At 34.9% G+C, this 23,316-nt stretch carries 16 protein-coding genes and 1 tRNA gene; 8 read left to right on the top strand and 9 right to left on the bottom strand.

All coding sequences use genetic code 11. From position 1 onward, the window contains the following. Positions 1 to 560: 560 nt before the first annotated feature. On the top strand, positions 561 to 866 hold the full coding sequence (locus NPY00_RS03395; protein WP_329957998.1) for a DUF5330 domain-containing protein: 306 nt from the start codon (positions 561 to 563) through the stop codon (positions 864 to 866). A 127-nt stretch (positions 867 to 993) separates the two neighbouring features. Beyond that, entirely contained in the window at positions 994 to 1,446 is a 453-nt protein-coding gene (locus NPY00_RS03390) for a SufE family protein (RefSeq protein WP_269020668.1), read from the top strand. 59 nt (positions 1,447 to 1,505) lie between these two features. On the opposite strand, the gene NPY00_RS03385 is transcribed toward NPY00_RS03390, so the two are convergent. Then, positions 1,506 to 1,940: a MucR family transcriptional regulator gene (locus NPY00_RS03385; RefSeq protein ID WP_269020667.1), complete on the bottom strand. Its 435-nt coding sequence runs from the start codon at positions 1,938 to 1,940 to the stop codon at positions 1,506 to 1,508. An 818-nt stretch (positions 1,941 to 2,758) separates the two neighbouring features. Between NPY00_RS03385 and NPY00_RS03380 the strand changes: the two genes are divergently transcribed. After that, positions 2,759 to 4,855: a S9 family peptidase gene (locus NPY00_RS03380; protein WP_269020666.1), complete on the top strand. Its 2,097-nt coding sequence runs from the start codon at positions 2,759 to 2,761 to the stop codon at positions 4,853 to 4,855. Positions 4,856 to 4,926: 71 nt separating this feature from the next. On the opposite strand, the gene NPY00_RS03375 is transcribed toward NPY00_RS03380, so the two are convergent. The 7 genes from NPY00_RS03375 to NPY00_RS03345 all read right to left on the bottom strand — a co-directional run bounded on the left by NPY00_RS03375 (position 4,927) and on the right by NPY00_RS03345 (position 13,494). Continuing rightward, positions 4,927 to 5,529, bottom strand: a complete 603-nt coding sequence (locus tag NPY00_RS03375; RefSeq protein WP_269020665.1) for a superoxide dismutase — start codon at positions 5,527 to 5,529, stop codon at positions 4,927 to 4,929. A gap of 281 nt (positions 5,530 to 5,810) precedes the next feature. Further along, positions 5,811 to 7,286, bottom strand: a complete 1,476-nt coding sequence (locus tag NPY00_RS03370) for a helicase HerA-like domain-containing protein (protein ID WP_269020664.1) — start codon at positions 7,284 to 7,286, stop codon at positions 5,811 to 5,813. Positions 7,287 to 7,759: 473 nt separating this feature from the next. Continuing rightward, positions 7,760 to 7,834, bottom strand: a tRNA-Gln gene (locus tag NPY00_RS03365). 407 nt (positions 7,835 to 8,241) lie between these two features. Further along, the gene (locus NPY00_RS03360; RefSeq protein WP_269020663.1) at positions 8,242 to 9,027 is read right to left on the bottom strand and encodes a DUF1499 domain-containing protein; all 786 of its coding nucleotides are present in this window, start codon (positions 9,025 to 9,027) and stop codon (positions 8,242 to 8,244) included. A 395-nt stretch (positions 9,028 to 9,422) separates the two neighbouring features. Further along, complete coding sequence (ppdK, locus tag NPY00_RS03355) at positions 9,423 to 12,089, bottom strand: pyruvate, phosphate dikinase (protein WP_269020662.1); 2,667 nt, start codon at positions 12,087 to 12,089, stop codon at positions 9,423 to 9,425. A 181-nt stretch (positions 12,090 to 12,270) separates the two neighbouring features. After that, positions 12,271 to 12,912: a DsbA family protein gene (locus NPY00_RS03350; RefSeq protein WP_269020661.1), complete on the bottom strand. Its 642-nt coding sequence runs from the start codon at positions 12,910 to 12,912 to the stop codon at positions 12,271 to 12,273. A gap of 84 nt (positions 12,913 to 12,996) precedes the next feature. Then, a complete protein-coding gene (locus tag NPY00_RS03345; protein ID WP_269020660.1) occupies positions 12,997 to 13,494 on the bottom strand; it encodes a DUF721 domain-containing protein in 498 nt (165 codons plus the stop codon). A gap of 201 nt (positions 13,495 to 13,695) precedes the next feature. Between NPY00_RS03345 and mutY the strand changes: the two genes are divergently transcribed. Next, entirely contained in the window at positions 13,696 to 14,748 is a 1,053-nt protein-coding gene (gene mutY, locus NPY00_RS03340) for an A/G-specific adenine glycosylase (protein WP_269020659.1), read from the top strand. 75 nt (positions 14,749 to 14,823) lie between these two features. On the opposite strand, the gene NPY00_RS03335 is transcribed toward mutY, so the two are convergent. Next, positions 14,824 to 15,960: a site-specific DNA-methyltransferase gene (locus NPY00_RS03335; RefSeq protein ID WP_269020658.1), complete on the bottom strand. Its 1,137-nt coding sequence runs from the start codon at positions 15,958 to 15,960 to the stop codon at positions 14,824 to 14,826. A 327-nt stretch (positions 15,961 to 16,287) separates the two neighbouring features. On the opposite strand from NPY00_RS03335, the gene NPY00_RS03330 reads away from it, so the two are divergent. The 4 genes from NPY00_RS03330 (at position 16,288) to NPY00_RS03315 (ending at position 23,281) form a co-directional block, all read left to right on the top strand. After that, complete coding sequence (locus tag NPY00_RS03330; protein WP_269020657.1) at positions 16,288 to 16,983, top strand: HAD family hydrolase; 696 nt, start codon at positions 16,288 to 16,290, stop codon at positions 16,981 to 16,983. Between the two features lie 242 nt (positions 16,984 to 17,225). After that, positions 17,226 to 18,623: a threonine synthase gene (gene thrC, locus NPY00_RS03325; RefSeq protein ID WP_269020656.1), complete on the top strand. Its 1,398-nt coding sequence runs from the start codon at positions 17,226 to 17,228 to the stop codon at positions 18,621 to 18,623. A gap of 73 nt (positions 18,624 to 18,696) precedes the next feature. Then, complete coding sequence (locus tag NPY00_RS03320; RefSeq protein WP_269020655.1) at positions 18,697 to 19,980, top strand: M16 family metallopeptidase; 1,284 nt, start codon at positions 18,697 to 18,699, stop codon at positions 19,978 to 19,980. A 418-nt stretch (positions 19,981 to 20,398) separates the two neighbouring features. Next, entirely contained in the window at positions 20,399 to 23,281 is a 2,883-nt protein-coding gene (locus tag NPY00_RS03315; protein ID WP_269020654.1) for an EAL domain-containing protein, read from the top strand. Positions 23,282 to 23,316: the final 35 nt, after the last annotated feature.

The following is a 23,316-nucleotide window of genomic DNA, read 5'->3' as shown; positions in this document are numbered from 1 at the left end:
GAAAAATCAGCCATATTACCGAAAACCCATTTCAGATAAACACAATTGATGGTTAAAAATTTAAAAAGCATCCTGCTTAAAAACATAAGGATTAAAATAAAAAATTAATCTCATCATTGTAATTGACATAAATGCATTACGCAAAATCAAAGAATGCGCTATATTTGAAATATATTATAAAGGTCAAAACTCTCATAAATGCTATGCATAACTATCGTGCGATAATTATAAAAACATTGTCATCTCTTTTATTATTCGCCTTGCAATAGAAAATTTTTCTTATCATATTATAAAAAAAAGGTTGCTAATATTCTGTTTATAAAACCACATCTGAGATTCATTGAGGTAATCGTTATTTATACATACATTTATATTCTATATTTTTTCAAACGTTTGCGAAATAAATTGCGCACTTTCATAAAATCTCAAACATCACATTTTTTTTAATACAAATCATATAAGTTATTTTTTTTTCAATTTTATTTGTAACTACACCGTGCTGGAATTCCATGATACGTTTTTTAATTAAATCAGCATTTTTTTTATTTTGTGTCTTTATAGTGATTTCAATCTTTGCAAACAAAAAAAATAGCAATGACCCTTCTTCACAAGAAACAATAAACTCAACAACAAACGATGCTATTACCTTATTTAAAGAAACATTCAACGATTTACAAAAATTTTGTGACCGGAATACAGAAACCTGCAAAACTGGAAAATCTTTTCTTGAATCGATAGGAAAACATATACGTCACGGTGCCAAAATCGCATACGAATATCTTGATCACACACTTGATAACAAAAATACGGTTCAAACCGAAGATACTCACCCTAAAAGCAATGCACAAAATTTCACAGAAAAATAATATGAGTGATCTTTAAATAAAAGTTTTGAGTAGTTTGCACTATTTTTAATTTAAAAGAAATAGATGTTTATCTATCATATACCCTCAACCACCCTATAATCATTACAAGAATAAAGGAACTAAAACTATGACGATAACAATCGATGATATCATAGAAAATTTTTCTCTTCTTGAGAACTGGGAAGATCGTTATCGCTATGTGATTGAACTCGGCCACGAACTTCCTCCTTTTCCAGAAAGTGCGCGAAATGATGCTCATAAAGTACATGGATGCGTCAGCCAAGTATGGCTTTTAACCTCACGTAATCACTCAGAAGATCCTATACTAACATTTCAAGGAGATTCCGACGCTCATATTGTACGTGGTCTTATTTATATTCTTCTCACCTTCTATTCCGGCAAAACGGCTTCTGAAATATATGAAGCTAGCGCTGAAGAACTTCTTAAAACTCTTGGATTAAACGACAATCTTACACCTCAACGGTCGAACGGTTTAAAAGCTATGATTACAAAGATTCGCACTGAAAGCTCTTTAGCAAGGCCAGATGTTTATCCTAAAAACAATAGAAAAATTTCCTAACAAATAAGATGACTGAAGAAATATTTTCATTCAATTCAACTGTTTTTGAACATAATTATTTAAACTTTTTTTTGTTGACTTTTTCGACCAAGCCCCATTTCTTTAGCTAAAACTGAACGTGCCTTAGCATAATTAGGTGCAACCATCGGGTAAGTGCTATCCAAATGCCACTTTTCACGATATTCTTCAGGCAGCATACCATAATGTGTCATAAGATGACGCTTCAAAGATTTAAACTTTTTCCCATCTTCAAGACAAATAAGATAATCAGGAAAGATCGAGCGCTTTGGATTAACTGCAGGCCTTTGTTTTTCAATCTCTACTTCCGTTAACGCAACATTCCCCACTTTTAAAAAAGCAGCATGAATATCAGCAATCAAATTTGGCACCTCAGTCGGTCGGATTGCATTATTACTCACATAAGCGGCAACAATATTAGCAACTAATGTAATGATTAAATTGCTTTCAGTCTCTAAGACTGGGTGATGTTCCATTCTTGTTTCCTTTAATATTAAAATTGAGACATCATTTTACTTATACTCGCAATACCAATATCCTACGCACATAAATCTTTAAGCGTCATTACACACATAAGTTTCATATTGTACAAAAATCTTTTTTGTCAATTCAATTAATTTATAAAATTACTTTAACACAAAAAAATCAAATAAATTTCTCTTTTTTGTCACAAAACATAATAAAACGCTGACTTATACAAGGTGATTTTGTTTACAAAACATCATACAAAAAAACAAAATATAACATAGTGCAAAACTATTCTCTGTCGAGTTTTTTCCATAAAATGATAATATTATAGATCATTATTTATTTATCAAACCTCAATACGAATACAAGAATACCGCACTTTTTAAATATCGAAAATAATGTAAAAGACTTTTCAATTCAATAAAATAAAATACAATAACGAAATAAAAACATATATAATAAACACAATATATTGAAAATATTAATGTCAAATCAATATTTAAAATTACATTTCAATACAATATAGTGTTTTTCTTATTCAGAGTCTAACACTCCCATTCTAGATACATATCTTAGAACAATCCATCTCCTGCCATTTAGCAAAAATTTAATGTTAGTGTAAAATTAATAAGCCTACTTTTAAACTATCATCAATAACCCATCACACTCACTGAAGAAAGTATTTATAATACATGATAAAAGATAAGCTGTAGACTTCTTCACTCCATTTTAAACGTAAACAAAAATTCATAAATTTACACTTTACATGCATAAAATAACCTCAAAATAACAATTTATAACTACCTTTGAACATAAAGGATCACGTATGACACATTCTTCTGTATTGCCTCCTAAAACACCCAAAGTGCTTCATAAAAAAATATATCATGGTATTTGGCGAAGTGATCCTTATCATTGGCTGCGAGCAGATAACTGGCAGGATGTCTTTCAAGATCCTAATTGTCTTGATAAAAACATTAAGCGCCATCTTGAAGAAGAAAATATTTATCAAGCTACTCAAATGGCTGATACGCAAGCATTACAAAATCTTCTTTTTACCGAAATGAAAAATCGCATCCAAGAAAACGAGAGTTCCGTTCCTGTCAAATATGGCCCTTTTGCTTATGGTCTATTTTATGTTCCTGAAGGCCAACAACCACACTATTTCCGTATACCAAGAAATGGAGGGGAAAAACACGTTTACCTTAATTGTGATGCTTTAGCTGAAGGTAAAAATTATTTTAATCTTGGCTCAGTTCAAGTATCTCCTGATCATAAACTCGTTGCATGGACTTATGATGACAAAGGATCTGAATTTTATACAATAAAAATTCGCAATTTGAAAACATTGTCTGACTGTCCGGATACAATTACTGAGACATCTGGAAATGTGGTATGGGATGCAAAGTCTGAAGGATTTTTCTATACGAGAATGGATCACAATCACCGTCCATCAAAACTTTATTATCATAAATTAAATACCGATCAATCTCAAGATAAACTTATTTTCTGTGAAGATGATCCAGGATTTTTCTTATATGTTAGCGGTTCTAAACTGAATGACGTTATTTACATTAATATTCATGATCATGAAACCTCAGAAACTTGGCTTATTCCTGCGGACAGTCCTCTAACATCTCCTCAATGTGTCAAAAAACGACAAAAAGGAATTGAATATTCGCTCACTGAAGGTGGTGATGTCTTTTACATTCTTACAAATAGCAATGACGCAAAAGATTTTAAAATTATGGTTGCACCCTTCACGTCACCACAGCCAGAAAACTGGTCTGAACTGATCCCTCATCAGCTCGGACGTTTAATTTTATTTCATGATGCTTACCAAGACTTTATCATTTGGCTTGAATATTTTGAAGGACTTCCTCGTATACAGATAATGGAACGCCCAACAAAACAAATTCACTCTGTTACATTCACAGAAGAAGCTTATTCTTTAGATCCACAAGGCGCTGCAGAATATAACAGTGAAACCTTTCGCTTTTCTTATTCATCCATGACAACACCTGAACAAGTTTTTGATTACGAAATAAAAAATCGCAAACAAATACTCTTAAAAACACAGGAAATACCTTCTGGACATAATAAAGATGATTATATAACGAGACGAATTACAGCCACTGCAGATGATGGTGAACAAATCCCTATCTCTCTTTTTTATCACAAAACTACTGCACTGAATGGTAATGCACCCTGTTTGCTTTACGGTTATGGCGCTTATGGGATTTCAATTCCTGCTGACTTTAATAGCAATGTTCTTTCACTCGTCAATAGAGGTTTTATTTATGCCATTGCTCATATTCGTGGGGGTAAAGAAAAAGGAAATGAATGGTATGAAAAAGGAAAACATCTTTTTAAGAAAAATACATTTACAGATTTTATCTCCTGTGGGCGCCATCTAGTCAATAATCAATTCACTGCACACGACAGACTGTTTGCTCACGGAAGTTCAGCGGGAGGAATGTTGATGGGCGCTATAGCAAACATCGCTCCACAAGATTTTGCCGGTATTGTAGCTAATGTCCCTTTTGTTGATGTCCTAACAACTATGTTAGATGCTTCATTACCTCTAACACCTCCAGAATGGCCTGAATGGGGGAACCCTCTTACATCAAAAGAAGATTATAACCTCATTGCTTCTTATTCACCTTATGACAATATTAAAGCACAAGAATACCCTCCTATTCTTGCTATTACAGGATTAACCGATCCTCGTGTAACCTATTGGGAGCCTGCAAAATGGGTAGCAAAACTACGCGATTTAAAAACAGATAATAATGCAGTTCTATTACGCGTCAATATGAATTCAGGGCACGCAGGTGCAACTGGACGCTTTGCACGATTAGAAGAAACTGCATATATATATGCCTATATTCTAAAAATAGCAGGCAAAGATTCAACGCTTTAATATATAATTATTTCTAAAAAGGCTTCATATTCAATAAATTATGAAGCCTTTAGTGCAATACGAATTACTTCTTAAAACCCACAGTCTTCATAAAGCTCTAGAACATAATCCCAGTTAATTAAATTATCGACAAAAGCTTCAAGATATTTTTGTCGCGCATTACGATAATCAATGTAATAAGAGTGTTCCCATACATCAACACCTAAAATGGGTTGAGCATCATGAATCAGAGGGTTTTCACCATTAGGTGTCTTCATAATTTCAAGCTTTCCATCTTTCACAGCAAGCCATGCCCATCCAGAACCAAATTGAGAACTCGCAGCTGCAATAAAATCTGTACGGAATTTATCATAACCCCCTAGATCAGATTTGATAGCTTTTTCTAATTTTGCAGGTAATTTTTCTCCTCCCCCATTTTTTTTCATACAGAACCAGAAATGATTATGATTATAATACTGAGCCGCATTGTTAAACAAAGCAATATTTGTGTTAAAACTATCTTTAACAATATCTTCAAGGCTCTCATTTTCTAAACCTAAATCTCTCACAAAGTTATTAGTATTGTTAAGATAAGCGAGATGATGCTTATCATGATGATACTCTAACGTTTCAGATGACATATAAGGCATAAGAGCATCGTAATCATAAGGCAACTCAGCTAATTCAAAAGCCATTTTAAAAATCTCCTCGTTTTTAATTGTTAAGCTTACTCTACAAGCCTGGTGTGATGCTTACAGCATCTAAAAGCAAATGTCGAATATCTGTTTATTTTAATTTCTCTTTTAAAATCATCCCCTAGAAGAAAAATTGATCAATGGACTTCACCAAAATTTTTAATCAGATATAATTGATTGATAGCTTAATGTTTTTAAACAACTAATATATTTTGTATTTGCAGATTTATAAAATTAAATTTTTAAATTAAAGAATATAAGATCCAGCAATCAATCAGCCATTATCTTTTACGATTCTTCCCCAAGATATTTCTCAAAATATTCCGTAAAACATTCTCCCCTGCTTTTACCAAAAATCTTCCCAAACTATTTGTTGCTGAACGCATTACAGCTTTTGTCACTGCATCTGCAACAGACTTCTGGTGCGAGCCTTTTTTAGATACGTTGATCTCTGCTCGTTCAGACTTTAATAATGTTTCATAAGCTGAATCGCGATCAATCGTCTGTTCATATTGTCCAAAAACAGGGCTAGACGCGATAAGTTCCTTACGCTCATCAAAGGTTATTGACCCAATTTGTGACCACGGCGGACGAATGATTGTACGTTGAACAACGGATGGAACGGCTTTCTTTTCTAAAGTTGACACAAGCGCTTCTCCTGTTGAAAGTTGCCCTATTGCTTCCATTGTATCAAACTGTGAATTCGCACGAAAAGTTGACGCAATGGTCTTAACCGCTGCAATTTCACGAGGAGTATACGCACGTAATGCATGTTGAATACGATTACCAAGTTGCGCTAAAATAGCCTCAGGAATATCAAGTGGACTTTGTGAAATAAAATAGATCCCTACACCTTTGGAACGGATTAAACGAACAGTTTGCTCAATTTTTTCAATAAAAGATTTTGAAGCGTTATTGAAAAGAAAATGTGCTTCATCAAAGAAAAAAGCCAACCGTAATTTGTCTGGATCATCAATTTCAGGAAGTTGTTCAAAAAGTTTTGACATCAACCAAAAAAGGAATGTCGAATACAGTCGCGGATAAGACATTATCTTATCTGCAGCTAAAACATTCACAAAACCTCGTCCATCAATCTGTGTACGCATTAAATCACGAAGCTGTAATGCTGGCTCTCCAAAAAAATGACTTCCACCTTGCGTCTCTAAAATTAAAAGCTGTCGTTGAATAGCTCCAACAGATGATCTAGATATATTTCCATAACGCGTTGAAAATTCAGAAGCATGATCTGCGGCATACATGAGCATAGCCTTTAAATCTTTCAAATCAATGAGTAAACGCTTTTCTTCATCAGCAATAGAAAAAGCGATATTAAGAACACCTTCTTGTGCTGGTGTTAAATCAAGCATGCGTGAAAGAAGAAAAGGACCTATTTCTGTTACTGTAGTACGAATTGGATGTCCTTGATCTCCCAATAAATCCCAAAAAATAACAGGACTTTTTTGTGTTTTTATTGTTTTTAATCCAACTTCAATCGCTCTATCCTTTATCTTATCACTCACTACTCCAGCTTTTGCTATTCCGGATAGATCACCTTTAACATCAGCACAAAAAACAGGGATTCCTGCAACAGAAAAAGATTCTGCTAAAACTTGTAGCGTTACAGTTTTTCCTGTTCCCGTTGCACCTGTAATTAAACCATGACGATTGGCATATTTAAGCCAAATATACGTAGACTGAAGTTCATTGCTTTTTTTTTGATAATGAGCACCAAGAAAAATTCCCCGACTATCCTCCATAAACAATATACCCTCTAGTTTTCTGTCTCCTTATTTCTTTTTAATAACTACTGCAGAAACATACCAAATCAAGATAAGCTGAAAGGAAACAACAAATGATCTCTCTTCCGCGCTTTGAATATTTTTAGATAATTTGAATAGGAGACATTTAAAATATATCAGAATATAAGTTGCTTATTACGATGAATCGATTGGAATATCAGCGTGAAATTCCTATTATAAGCATAGCTTAAAAATAACTTATTTGATTTCAAGCGACGATCATATTTCAGAATGAATAACTCTATTTTCCAAGCTAATAATTGAGAATACGAAACAACTCTCACTCTAAAATATCTGTAAAATACTTATTAGGGAAAAGTTACAAGATTACATCACACCTATCTAGCAATGCAATGCAATGCAATGCAACAGCATTAAACAATAATGCTATTCATATCAAAACAGAGTATATATACATTGGTATTGAAATTTGGCTGGGGTACCTGGATTCGAACCAGGGAATGCCGGTACCAAAAACCGGTGCCTTACCGCTTGGCTATACCCCAAAAGAATGATGTTACACTCATGTTCGCGCCTTATACCGATTCTTGCTACGATAAGCAACAGCTGAAAAGAGAAGCTTTTACTTTTCTTCTAATAAAAACACGCTTCCATCACGGTAGCAAAGAATTCACGCTACATAAATATACTCTATACCCTTCTCATTTATTAAGCACTTTAACGATCAACTAAAGTATTTCCATTCATCCAATTATAGAAATATGTCTCTTAATAAAAATACCATTCTGCCTTTAACATTAACAAACGTCTCTGTATAGCACAAAAATAGAAACTATGATTAATCTCAGTATAAAAAATCACTGCAGCATTAAATATATTTTTATTCAAATATTTCCTTGAAAATAATCAAGCTATTATCATCGTTACAACGTATTTATTACTTTAATAATTTTTACTCGTCATCCTTTAAAAGAGGAATAGAAGCTATTTCCGTATCAAGCGCATTCATAAAAGAAATAATAAAAGCAGCATTCGTACCGAAATCTCTCGATAAATGACGTGAAGCAGCGCGCATATCAACGAACGTTGTATCCCCTTCATCTGTTAAACGGATGACAATATCAGAAATAAAGCCAAGATAAAATGTTTTTGCGATTGTTTCAATATAAACTCTACCTTCTTCACCTTCAATATTTCGTTGAGCGAGTACAGGCCAATCATAAGCTGCTAAAACATTAAGAACTGATTTTAAAATATGATCAGGTGAACCATCATAGCGACGTCCTGATAATTCCGGCCATTGTGATGTTTGCAACTTTTCTTGCCCAATTAAAACACTCTTGAGTGGCAAAGCATCATGAGGACGCATAGTTCGAAAAAAAGATGGTGGTTTTCGCGTATCAGTAGAAACGTCATAGATAACTGGTGAAAAAAACCAAAATCCAGCAAATAATACCAAAGGCGTTGCAGTTATCAAAGAATAAATGATCCCTTTTAGAGCTTTCATTCCACCCCGAGCACCACACACCCACAAACTGTAAAGTGCCTTTACAGCAAGAAAAAGTGAGAAAATAACACAGCAAGCAGAAATTATCATCAAAATGATAAAATCAACGAAACGAAGTACAGAAAAACGCTGCAAAAATATTGAAAATAATAAAATTAGAAAAGACAATCTACCAAAATGAGAAGACCACACTGCTGCTCTTGAGGTTAATAAAATATATTTCCTTTGCATTAAGCTCTCTTTTCCTCAAAAACAGACAAAAACAATCTTCTTTGGACTTTTTATAGTTCACCGGATTGTTTCTAATCACATATCAAAAATAAAGCATTTATTTGTGATATCAAGGATAGCCTACAAACACACTTCACGATAATTATTCTCATAAAAGAAAATTACTATAGCTTATCTTAAAAAACATAAAATCCTGGAAGAATAGTTCTAATACTGCAGTCTTAACTTATATTTTTACTTCCCGATGATTTTAAAAAACAATATCTCGTTTTTTACCCATAATATTTAGAAGTATACTCTAAATTTCTCTTCTTTTTTAAACGTCAAATCATAAAAAATAACGCATACGATCCAAAATATTATATAGATTAAAATAGAAAACTCTCTTTAAACTATTACACTTTTTTTGCAATTGCTGATTGAGCTGCAGCTAAACGCGCAATTGGAATCCGAAACGGTGAACATGAAACATAATCTAAATTATTTTCTTCACATAAAGCAATAGAAGCAGGATCTCCTCCGTGCTCACCACAAATGCCTAATTTAATTTTAGAGCGCTGAGAACGTCCACGTTGAGCAGCAATCGCAATAAGTTCTCCTACTCCATCATAATCAATTGACACGAAAGGATCTTGTTTCAAAATGCCTTTTTGCAAATAAGCTGTCAAAAAAGAAGCGGCATCATCACGTGAAATACCAAAAGTAGTTTGTGTCAAGTCATTTGTTCCAAACGAAAAAAACTCCGCAGTCTCTGCAATTTCATCTGCTCGGAGAGCTGCTCTTGGTAATTCAATCATCGTTCCAACAATATACTGAACAGTAACTCCTTTTTCCTTCATTACTTCATGAGCGACATGGCTGATACGTGCTTTCACAAAATCTAATTCAGATCTAAGTGCTACAAGCGGTACCATAATTTCAAGCAGAACAGAAGATCCAGATTTTTGTGCTGCCTCTGTTGCTGCTTCAAAAATGGCTCTCGCCTGCATTTCTGCAATTTCAGGATAAGCAATAGCTAAGCGACATCCACGCAACCCCAGCATAGGATTAAATTCGTGCAATTGTTCTGCTCGTTCAGAGAGCGTGTCAACAGAAACACCCATCGACATTGCAACCTCAAGAATTTCTGCATCTGTTTTTGGCAAAAACTCATGCAAAGGCGGGTCCAAAAGACGAATCGTCACAGGTAAACCTGACATAATTTCAAACAACTCAGTAAAATCTGATCGCTGCATTGGTAAAAGCTTATCCAACGCTTGACGACGTCCTTCTTCATCATCGCTCAAAATCATTTCACGCATAGCAAGAATACGTTCACCAGAAAAAAACATGTGCTCCGTACGACAAAGACCAATACCTTCAGCTCCAAAAGAACGCCCCATCCGTGCATCAGACGGCGTTTCAGCATTTGTACGAACTTTCATACGTCGCACTCCATCAGCCCATTCCATTAACTTAGCAAAATCTCCACCAAGCTCAGGCTGCAACATATCAATCTTGCCCTTGAGTATCTCTCCACTTCCACCATCAATTGTAATGATATCGCCTTTTTGAAAGCTTTGACCTGACGCAATCATTGTATTCGTATTATAATCAATTCGCACACTTCCTGCACCAGAAATACAAGGTTTTCCCATACCACGCGCCACAACAGCAGCATGGCTTGTCATCCCTCCTCGTGTTGTTAAAATTCCCTCTGCAGCATACATGCCGTGAATATCTTCTGGACTGGTTTCTGTGCGCACTAAAATAACTTTTCGCCCCTCAACAGAAGCCTTTTCTGCTTCTTCCGAAGTAAAAACAATTTCTCCTGTTGCAGCACCTGGAGAAGCAGGAAGCCCCCGCGCTATAACAAAACGCGGTGCTTTAGGATCAAGCGTAGGATGCAAAAGCTGATCAAGCGACTTTGGCTCAACACGCATGATTGCTTCTTCACGGCTAATTAATTCTTCCTCAACCATTTCAACTGCTATCTTTAAAGCCGCATGTGTTGTCCGCTTTCCTGAACGAGTCTGCAACATCCACAATTTGCCCTTTTCAATTGTAAATTCAAGATCTTGCATATCCCGATAATGCCGTTCAAGATTATACGCAATCTTGTGCAACTCCGAGAAAGCCTCTGGCATAATCTTTTCAAGTGATGGCTGTTGTGAACCTGAAGCAAGACGAGCAGATTCTGTAATATTTTGAGGTGTGCGAATTCCTGCCACGACATCTTCACCTTGTGCGTTTATCAAAAACTCACCATACAGCTCTTTTTTACCTGTCGATGGATTACGTGTAAAAGCAACACCCGTTGCTGAATCTTCACCCATATTACCAAAAACCATAGCCTGTATATTAACAGCAGTTCCCCAATTTTCAGGAATATTATGTAAACGACGATAAGTTATTGCACGAGCTGCCATCCAACTAGAAAAAACAGCCCCAATTGCACCCCATAATTGTTTTTCAGGATCCTGTGGAAAAGACTCTCCTAATTCTTTTTCAATGCACGCTTTATAAGAGACAATAATATCTTTCCAATCAGCTGCAGTCACTTCTGTATCGACATTATAACCTTTGCTCGTTTTTAATTCATCAAGAATTTCTTCAAAACACGAATGGTCTAACCCCAGAACGACATTAGCATACATTTGGATAAAACGACGGTAGCTATCATAAGCAAAACGCTCATTATTCGTTTGTCGCGCAATTGCTTTTACAGTCTCATCATTCATCCCAAGATTCAAAACGGTATCCATCATTCCTGGCATAGAAACTCTCGCTCCTGAACGAACAGAAAGTAAGAGCGGCACGCTTTTATTACCAAATTCGCGTCCAGTTTGTTCACCAACTCGTTTTAGTGCTTGTTTAACAGCTCTCTGTAATTCTTCTGGATATGTTTTTCCATGTGTATAATAAAAGTTACACGCTTCAGTCGTAATAGTAAATCCAGGAGGGACAGGCAAACCAAGATGGCTCATCTCTGCTAAATTAGCCCCCTTACCACCAAGAAGATTGCGCTCATTCGCACAACCTTCTGCACTATTATCACCAAAACTATAAACCCATTTTGTCATTGTACATTTTTTTCCATTATTAAGACAAATTACCACTTAATCATGTATCAAAAACAACTATTTGTTTCAAAAATGAGCTAAACTAGGTGAAATTGAAACACAAACACATGACCCAATTCTCTCAAAAAGAAAATTGCTCATCATAACCAACCACTGTCTCTCTTCAAAAAAATGCTATCTTTCAAAGAAGACCATCAATTATTGAAAAAAAGGTTTCTACTGACTCTACACCTTCATACTTCTTACCATTAATAAAAAAAGTCGGCGTTACGTGAACACCAAGCTCTTGTCCACGCTGAAAAGAAGCATTAACTTCATCTAGAATAGACTGATTTGTTAGACAAGCCTTAAAGCTTTCGTCTGTTAAACCTGCCATTAATCCAATTTTCTTTAAAGGCGTCAAAGCATCTTGCTGCCAAGCCCATTCAGGTTGTTTTTTAAATAAAACATCAAGTAAAGGGAAATAGCGATCTTCAGGAACACATCGTGCCAACATAAAACCAGCAGTCGCTCTAGGATCATAAGCAAATTCTCGGAAAATAAGCTTTACTTTTCCTGTCTTTATATATTTCTTGCGAATTTCAGGAAGAATTTCATTATAGAAATTTGCACAATGCACACATGTCAATGAAGCATATTCAATAATAGTAACTGGCGCATCAACATCTCCTTCAAATCTATCCTTAACTTTTCCTGGACGAAGAAGTTCAGCAACTGAAACTGTTTCACTTTCACTCGCTGAAGCGATTGTTACATTAATCTGCGTAATCATAACAAAAATGAAAACTGTCACAAAAGACAAAAACGAACGACGAACTATCATAAACAATACTTTTCTTTCATTATTAAACGAATAGAGATTTTATCTCTTATATCTTTAAAAAAAAATAAACAACATCTCACGTTCTTATTTACTATTTTTTTCTGCGACAATGCAACATCCAAGTTGATAAAGAGATTGGTACAAACTCTTATCTTCAATATGCTCAAGCATTTTTTCTACACGTTTTTTATCCTGTTCATTTAAAGCTGAATTTATTTTCAAGTGATCAACAGTTGATATTTGTCTTTGCTCAATCTTTATACGATCAACGGCAACATATCCAAAAAAACCATTAATTCTCTGAATTAATTCACTTGTTTCATGCATCAATTTTAAGGCTGAAAATCCTTCACAAGCCACAATAAGCGTTGCAGGCTGGAAAGAATCATCCTGATTTACACGAGATTTCCAAATAATTTTAAGAGGAATAGCATATTCACCAATGTCGTGACCAACAATCTCCGACCAATGTTCTATAAGCGCCATATTAAGCCCCGTCCGTTTGTGTACAATCGGATCAAGGATTCCAGACATCATCTCAAAAAGAGAATAAAAGTGAGAATTTTGAAACTTTTTGCTCATGCTAACAAAATCATTATCAAATCATAAACAGCACTTTTTTCTACTCCTCAACTGATTATATCTCTAAATTAACCTAAAAATAAATTGTAAAAACGAATAACAATAAAATTTCCGCAATAAAATGCCAAAAATGAACCATAAATAAAATAACATATACTTTTTTCTTTACATTTTTACCATTTCATATGATTGAAAACAGTCATGTATGAGATTTCTGCACATCTCCTTTCTTGGTACGACAAACATCATCGACATTTACCATGGCGTATTACCCCTGAAGAACAGGCAAAAGGAATCCGCCCTGATCCCTATCGGGTTTGGTTATCTGAAGTCATGCTTCAACAAACAACAGTTGAAACTGTTAAACCTTATTTTAAGAAATTTCTAAAACTTTGGCCTAATCTTTTTTCTTTATCACAAGCATCTCAAGATGATATTATGAAAGCTTGGGCAGGTCTTGGTTATTATTCACGTGCACGTAATCTTAAAAATTGCGCTGACCAACTCGTTAAAGACTATAACGGTGAATTTCCACAATCTGTGAAGATATTACGTACTTTACCTGGAATTGGAGATTATACCGCGGCGGCAATTTCAGCAATTGCTTTTAATAATTCCGTAGCAGCTGTAGATGGTAATATTGAGCGTGTTATAACGCGCTTATTTGCTATAACTACCCTATTGCCAAAAGCAAAAACCGAAATCAAAAACAAAACACAAGAAATCATTTCATTAAAACGCCCTGGCGATTTCACTCAAGCTATGATGGATCTTGGAGCAACAATCTGTACTCCACGTAAACCATCTTGCCCAGACTGTCCTCTGCAAAGTTTATGTCAAGCAACAAAAATGCAAGCAGTAGAAATTTTTCCAGTCAAAGCGGCTCCCAAAGAACGCTCATTAAAAACTGGAGCTGCTTTTATAATACTGAATAAAAATAGACAAATTTACTTAGAAAAAAGACACAGTAGCAAACTTCTTGGTGGAATGACTCAAGTTCCTAACAATATTGGAATCAATAACAACAATGGATTAGAAAATGCACCTTTTCCTGCAAATTGGCAATTTAAAGGAGAAATTACACATATCTTTACTCATTTTTCTCTGAAACTTAATGTCTATTATGTCGACGAAATGTGTGTAACGAAATCTAAAAACGGTTGGTGGTGTGACATTCATACTCTAGACAAAGAAGCACTCCCAACCGTTATGAAAAAAGCAATTTCTATAGCGCTTCCTTATTCTTTCAAATAAAAATAACTGTATTTTTAAAAACTAAAAACCCTATTCAAAAAAATACGATATGTAATTGAAGAAAAATAAATTTATTTATGAAATACCACTTTTTAACATTTGTGAACGTATTATCATTCTTAAATCATCTATGGAATTCAATTGTCCATTTTTTTCATAATACCAAAATGTCCAACCGTTACAACTTTGTGAAGCCTGAGCCTTTCTTCCCATCATATGGATAGAACCAGCTTCACCACCACATACAATTGTGCCATCAGCTCTTACAATGGCAGATATTTGTTTCTTTCGATCATAAAGAACCATTCCAGGTTGTAATAAACCTGCTTCAAGCAAACTAATGAATGCTATACGAGGTTCAGCTTTTTTACTATTCAAAATTTCCAATTCCGGTTTAGCTAAAGGTTTAACCGCAGCAATTCTTTTATATGCAGCATCAATATAATGTTGTTCACGCTCAATCCCTATGAAATCACGTCCTAAACGTTTAGCAACAGCACCAGTTGTCCCCGAACCAAAAAACGGGTCTAAAATAACATCACCAGGTTTACTAGAAGCCATAATAATACGTGTTAATAGCGTTTGCGGCTTTTGTGTTGGATGTACTTTACGTCCTTCTTCATCTTTTAAACGTTCAGCACCCGTACACAGAGGAAACAACCAATCTGAACGCATTTGTACATCTTCATTTGCGGCTTTTAAAGCATCATAATTAAATGTGTATTTTTTATCTTTTTGATCTCGAACTGCCCAAATAAGTGTCTCGTGAGCATTTTGAAAACGGCGTCCACGGAAATTAGGCATAGGATTATTTTTACGCCAAATCACATCATTTAAAATCCAAAAACCTAAGTCTTGTAATGCCGTTCCAACTCGAAAAATATTATGGTAAGATCCAATCACCCAAAGTGTTCCATTGGGTTTTAGCACACGGCGACAAGCAAGCAACCACGCACGTGTAAAAGCATCGTAAGCAGCAAAACTTTCAAACTGATCCCATGCATCATCAACTGCATCTACAAGCGAATGATCTGGACGATACAAAGCTCCTTCCAACTGTAAATTATAAGGGGGATCCGCAAAAATAACATCAACTGAATGTTTAGGAAGTTTTTCCAATACCGCAACACAATCTCCTTTTAAGATTTTATTGCGCCATTGTGCCTGTGAAGAATTAGAAACTAAAGTTTTTTGAAAAGAAACAGCCGTCATAAAACACTCAACAAAACAAACTAAAATTACTCTGCCATACAAGATGGTATAAGGATCATCGTTATTTTTTCTATCTTGACAAAATAGGGTAAATGTATCGTTAAGGTGTTTTCAAAATTAATATTCATTTTTACTTTTTTTAATGAACAAAATAATTTTATACAAATACACTCTTATTTTTCTTTCTTTTACAGGAGCATTCACATATGTTTCATTTCATTAATTAATAGAGTAAACTTTTAATCACACCTTTATGAAATAAAAGCCAATCCGTTATTATTTTGATGCAAGGGTTCAAGCCATAAATGACATGTAAAGGAATATTTTATGCCTCAGATAGATCTCGTTATTTTTGATTGTGATGGAGTTTTAGTAGACTCTGAATATCTCGCAGCAAAAATTGGATCGCAATTACTTCAACAAATCGGATATAAAATATCACCCGAACAATTAAGCGAGCGTTACGCAGGACTTCTGTTTGTTGATATTCTCAAAAAAATCGAACAAGAAATAGAAAAACCAATTTCTGCTCATCTCATTGATCAAATGTCAACACTTTTTCGAGCACAAATAAAAACAAAATTACATGCCATCGATGGGACAAGAAAAGCAGTTGAAGCTGTTAAATCTCGCTACCCTTATTGTATTTGTTCTAATGCTATGAATATAGATATAAAACAGATGCTCACCGCTGTTAATCTCTATGATCTATTTGAAAATAAAGTATTTTCTGCACCTGAAGTTGGAACTAGAAAAGCAAAACCTGCTCCTGATGTTTTTCTTTTTGCTGCAGAAAAATTACATATACAGCCCCAAAATACTGTTGTTATTGAAGATTCTGTTCATGGCGTACAAGCAGCAGTAACAGCAGGCATGCGTGTCATTGGATTTACTGGAGGATCGCACAGTTATCTTAGTCATTCCAATGCTCTTGCCGATGCTGGAGCCGAAACGGTTATTGCAAAACATGCTCATTTGCCAGAAGTTTTAGAAGCAATGACAATATGGCAAGACTTATCATAATTAAAAATGACTTCGGTATATTATGATTCAAATATTTAGAACTTTTGCTTATTTAGAAATACAAAATAATCTATTTTAAATATTTAAGATTTACACGCTAATACTCAAAAATTTAAGTATTATTTTTTTCATTGTCTATGAAAATTAATAGACATACTACTACCACATTACCTCTTTTATATTGTTACAGAACTTAAACACATATCTTAACTGGTTTGCTAAAGATCAATGAAAGAAAAATTATGAAATATATTAGCACAAGAGGAGAAGCGCCTAACTTAGGTTTTACTGAAACAATTATGACAGGCTTAGCCAAAGATGGCGGTCTTTATCTTCCAGAAGAATTTCCTTATTTTTCACCTGATATATTACGATCACTCCGCGGCCAATCTTATACGACAATTGCTAAAACCATTCTTTGGCCTTTTGTAAATAATGAAATCGATTATCCTTCTTTTGAAAATATGATTGTCGAATCTTATGCTATCTTTCATCATCCAGAAATCTGTCCATTACAACAAATAGGTTCTGATGAATTCATTCTTGAGCTTTTTCATGGTCCTACTTTGGCATTTAAAGATGTAGCAATGCAATTTCTTTCTCGATTAATGGACCATATCTTGATTAAAGAAAACAAACACGCAACAATTATTGGTGCAACATCCGGTGACACCGGTGGAGCGGCCATACAAGCTTTTTCTGGAAAAAAACACTCAGATATTTTTATTTTATTCCCTAAAGGTCGTGTCTCACCTATTCAACAACGACAAATGACTGTTCATCATAACACAAATGTTCATGCTATAGCAATCGAAGGAAATTTCGATGATTGTCAAGCGCTTGTCAAAGCCATGTTTAATGATCATTTCTTCCGCAAACAAGTAGCCCTCTCAGGAATTAATTCTATAAATTGGGCGCGAATCATGGCGCAAATTGTTTATTATTTTTCATCCGCACTTTCCCTTGGTGCTCCAGATAAACTGGTCTCATTTACTGTTCCTACGGGCAATTTTGGTGATATTTTTGCAGGTTATGTTGCCGCTCGTATGGGATTGCCTATTGCGCAATTAGTCATCGCAACAAACGATAATGATATCCTTGCACGCACATTAACAAGTGGCACTTACGAAACACGTCCCATAATCCATACAACATCACCTTCTATGGACATTCAACTCTCTTCTAATTTTGAACGCTTATTATTTGAAAGTTGCGATCGTGATCCAATATGGATACGCAATGCAATGGAAAAATTAAAACAATCAGGTTATTTTCATCTTAACGAAAAACAACTTAAAAACATTCATACCTTATTTTCAGCTGGTACAAGCAATATTTCTGAAACGGCACAAACAATCGATAATGTTTATAAAGAATGTGGTTATCTTTTAGACCCACATACAGCAGTTGCGCTTAAAGTTGCTCGCGAACACAAACAACCTCAGATCCCAATGATTGTTCTTGCCACTGCCCATCCCGCTAAATTTCCTGACACTATTCAAAATGCTTGTGGTGTAAATGCACCACAACCAGCTTGCCTTGATGGTTTGATGGAATGTGAAGAACACTTTACAAGTCTTGTTAATGATGAAAAGATAGTCAAAAGTTATATCTCTTTGAAATCGCGTGCATCTTATTGAGTTAGCTGGATTATGTAATAAAAGATACTCCAATATCTTTTAGCTATTGGTTTTTTAACGGAGTTGTATATACATGAATGTAGATATCAGTCGCCTTAATAATGGTTTGACTATCGCAACGCATACAATGCCACATATTAACAGTGTATCACTTGGAATATGGATAAAAGTTGGTTCACGCAATGAAACTGATTCACAACATGGCATTGCACATCTCTTGGAACATATGGCTTTTAAGGGAACAGAAAATCGCACCGCCTTTAAAATTGCAACAGATATTGAAGATGTTGGAGGTGAAATTAACGCGACAACGAGTGTTGAAACAACTGCCTATTTTGCGCGTGTCCTCAAAGAAGATGTTACTCTAGCGATTGATATTCTATCTGATATCTTAGTGTGTTCAAAATTTGATGAAGAAGAATTAGAACGAGAAAAACAAGTGATTTTTCAAGAAATTGGTGCAACTTGTGATGTTCCCGATGATATTGTGTTTAACCATTTCACAGAAACAGCTTTTCGTCATCAGCCGCTTGGTCGTTCTATTTTAGGAACTCCACAAGCAATTCAATCATTTACATCTTCTGATCTCCATAACTTTATGAATAAACAATATAGTGCAGATCGGATGATCGTTATTGCAGCCGGAGCAATTCAACATGATCGTTTTGTCCGAGAAGTTGAAAGCCGTCTTGGAACTTTTCGCTCTCATTCAACAGCCCCTCTCATCCCCCTTGCAAATTACGTTGGCGGTGACTTTCGTAAATATCGTGACTTAATGGACACACAGATTGTTCTTGGTTTTGAGGGACGAGCATACCATGCACGTGATTTTTATGCCACTCAAATTCTTTCAATTATTCTTGGAGATGGGATGTCATCACGTTTATTCCAAGAAGTGAGAGAAAAACGTGGGTTATGTTATTCCATTTCTACTTTCCATTGGGGTTTTTCAGATATTGGGCTTTTTGGTATTCATGCTGCAACTGGACAGGAGAAACTAAAAGAGCTTTTCCCTATTATTCTTAACGAACTTTCTAAAGCAAGCAAAAATATTCATATGGATGAACTGCAACGCGCACGAACACAATATCGTGCGAACCTTATGATGTCTCAAGAAGATCCTTCAAATCAAACACATCTCATTGCGCGCCAAATGCTTCTTTATGGTCGACCAATTCCAATATCTGAACTGACTGAGCGTTTAGAACTCATCACTCCTTCAAGATTAACTGATTTAGCAAGCCGTCTTTTTATCAATTCCAACCCAACACTAGCCGCCGTCGGTCCTATTGGTTCTCTCATCAGTTTTGATGATTTAATAACAACTCTTTCCTCAAATATTAAACATTCTTCCTAAAGTAAAAATGAAGAAAAATTATTTCCAAACACTTTAATGTACATTTTGTATAAAATATAATAGTGTGCAGTAATGTATAAACATTGAAATAATAAATTTTTCACAAATATTTCTCTTCATTGAATAAGTTTTGGAAATAGCGACTTTAAAAGCCTTCAAAACTATTCAATCAACATTTCATATGATAAAGAATTGGATAAAAAAAGGTACATCCCATAAAATCTAAAAATGAAGAGCTCGTTTTTTTCTTTTTCATTGATCTGCACAAATGTCTCATTTATTTTTGGATAGTAGCTTGTACCTCATTCAAAAAGAAACAATAACCGCTTATTACAAAGAATAAATTTAAAGATATGAATCTGTTTTCTTAAAAATTGAGTTGATAATTCAATAACCTAAACATTGAGAGTGAAACACTGTGAAGAGTTTGCGTAAAGTAATAGATGTCTTTGTTATAATCATTAGCCTTTTCTTTCATCTTACATCCGCGCAAGCAGTTGAACCAGTGAACATTTCTTCTCAAGATGCTGCTATCGATCTATCAAAAGCTATCGAAATTCATCACACTAATAATTCTATTTTTCAAACAAGTACGGCACCAAGACCAGACGGTATGATATGGCGCATTGAAGTCCAAGCAAAGAATAAAAATTTTGCTGGAAACTGGGCAGTTTTTGCACTTGCAAATCCTACAGATGAACAAATTGATCGCCTTATTGTTGCTCCTCATTATCGCATGGCCAATTCTGGTTTTCTCTGGCCAGATCTTGGATCAGCGCGGATTCAATCCATCACACCAAGTGAAGGTTTTTCTCTTGACCGTCAAGCCAGTGCGAACTCAGATATTTTCCGTATTACCTTGAATCCAGGTTCTATCATCACATTTGTTGCAGAACTTAGCTCGGCAAATCTACCACAAATCTATTTATGGCAACCTGAAGCCTATAAAGATACCCTTAATTCGTACACACTTTATCATGGCATTCTTCTTGGGATCTCAGGTCTTTTAGCGCTCTTATTAACTGTTTTGTTTGTTGTTCGCGGAACAGGTCTTTTTCCTGCAACAGCAGCTATTGCTTGGGCAGTTCTCTTCTATATTGGTATTGACTTCCATTTTTTGAATAAATTCTTTGCAATTACACAAGAAACAGAACCAATTTGGCGTGCAAGTACAGAAGTTGCGCTCGCAGCGACACTTTTCATTTTTCTGTTTACTTACTTACGTCTTAATCATTTGCACTACCATTTTAGCTACGGTGCAATCGCATGGATCGTGGCTCTTTGTGCCGTGGGAACATTTGCTATTTATGATCCAACAAAAACAGCAGGAATCGCTCGCTTATCATTTGGTGTCACAACAATACTTGGCGTTATTTTAATTGGATATTTTTCAATCCGTAATTATGACCGTGCAATCATGCTTATCCCAACGTGGCTGTTAATTATTTTTTGGTCTTTTGGAGCTTATGCATGCATAGCAGGATATTTAGATAATGACATTATCCAATCAGCTCTTGCAGGAGGACTTGTTCTCATCATTCTTCTTATAAGCTTTATTGTTCAACAACAAACTTTTTCTAATAATGCTTTTCATGAAGGAATATTTTCTGATCTTGAGAAACAAGCTCTTGCAGCAAGAGGAGCTGGAAATATTATTTGGGATTGGAATGTAGAACGAGATCGAATCTCTATTCATCCAGATCTAACAGCTCTTTTAGGAGTTAAAGCAAAAAAACTCAACGGTACGATGCATAATTGGATTTCATCCTTACATTATGATGACCGTGAACGTTTTCGCGCTGTATTAGACATCGTTCTTAAAAATAAAAAAGGACGCATTGATCAAACTTTTCGCCTTTCTTTTGGTGAGGGCCACTACCAATGGTTTTCTTTGCGCGCACGCCCAGCGCTGAAAAAAGATGGAAAAATTATCCGTGTTATTGGAACTATCGTCAATATTACCAATCATAAAAAATCTGAAGAACGTCTGTTGCATGATGCAATTTATGATGACTTAACAGGACTTCCTAATCAGCAAATATTCCTAGATAGATTACAAAATTATACTTATTTAGCTAAAGCAAATACAAACATTAGACCAACCGTCTTGATGATTGATTTTGATAATTTTCGTCAAATTAATCGCAAATTAGGTACGATTGTTGGTGATACTGTCCTTCTAATAATTGCACGCCGTTTAAATCGTCTCATTAACTTTCAAGATACTTTATCACGTCTTTCTGCCGATCGTTTTGGGATCATTTTACTAAGCGAAACTGAGCCACAAAAAATTGCAGCATTTGCAAATCACCTGCATAAAACAATCTCAGCACCTATTTCACTTTTAGAACAAAAGATAACTCTTTCAACATCAATTGGCTTAGTTACATGGAACGAAAATAGATCCACTGCCAAAGACATTTTCAATGATAGTGAACTCGCAATGATTCACGCAAAACAAACGGGCGGAAATCATATTGAACCTTTCCGACCCAATTTCCGCATTCTAAATCTTGAACATAATACGATGAAAAAAGATATCCATCATGCGATAAAACGCCATGAAATGAAAATCTTATATCATCCTATTCTTAATTTAGCAAATGGACAAATTATCGGTTTTGAAACGATTGTAGAGTGGCACCATGCTCATTATGGGAATTTAAATGTCTATGATTTTATCAATATCATAGAAGACGAACAAATCATTATGGATTTGGCGCAATTTATCATTAATAACGTAATTATTGACCTTACAAAAATACAAGAAAAATTTTCCTATCACTCTTTCTTCATGTCAATCAATTTACCAAGTGCGGAAATGGTTCATTCTAACTTCATCAGTCAACTGCGTTCTTCTATTCTTCGCAATCCTCTTCAAAAAGGAAGTCTGATGATAGAAATATCTGAAACTGTTTTGAGAAAAAATCCAGAGCAATCAGCTCATTTTTTTGAACAAATTAAAGCTTTAGGAATCAATCTCGCATTAGATAATTTTGGAACAGGTTACTCATCGCTGACTTATCTCATTCGTTATCCTTTTGATATGGTTAAGCTCGATCGTTCACTCATCTCAATTGATTCATCTAAGAAAAAACTCGTTCTCAAATCTATTATCAATATGGCTAAAGATCTGAATTTACAAATCATCGCAGAAGGTGTTGAAAATGAAAAAGAAGCTATTTTCCTACGTAAAGAAGGTTGTCAATATGTTCAAAGTACAATTGTTACTAAACCAATTGCTATTGCAGAATTAATTGCTCTCATTCATAATCATTTTCCTTATAAGAATACAATATAAGAGAAAGCACCATAAATAATTCAAGAAATAGTATA

It is taken from the genome of Bartonella sp. F02, from assembly GCF_026929975.1.
Taxonomy (GTDB): Bacteria; Pseudomonadota; Alphaproteobacteria; order Rhizobiales; family Rhizobiaceae; genus Bartonella.
The sequence above is the reverse complement of the archived record's forward strand: the minus strand, read 5'-3'. Positions and strand labels throughout refer to the sequence as shown.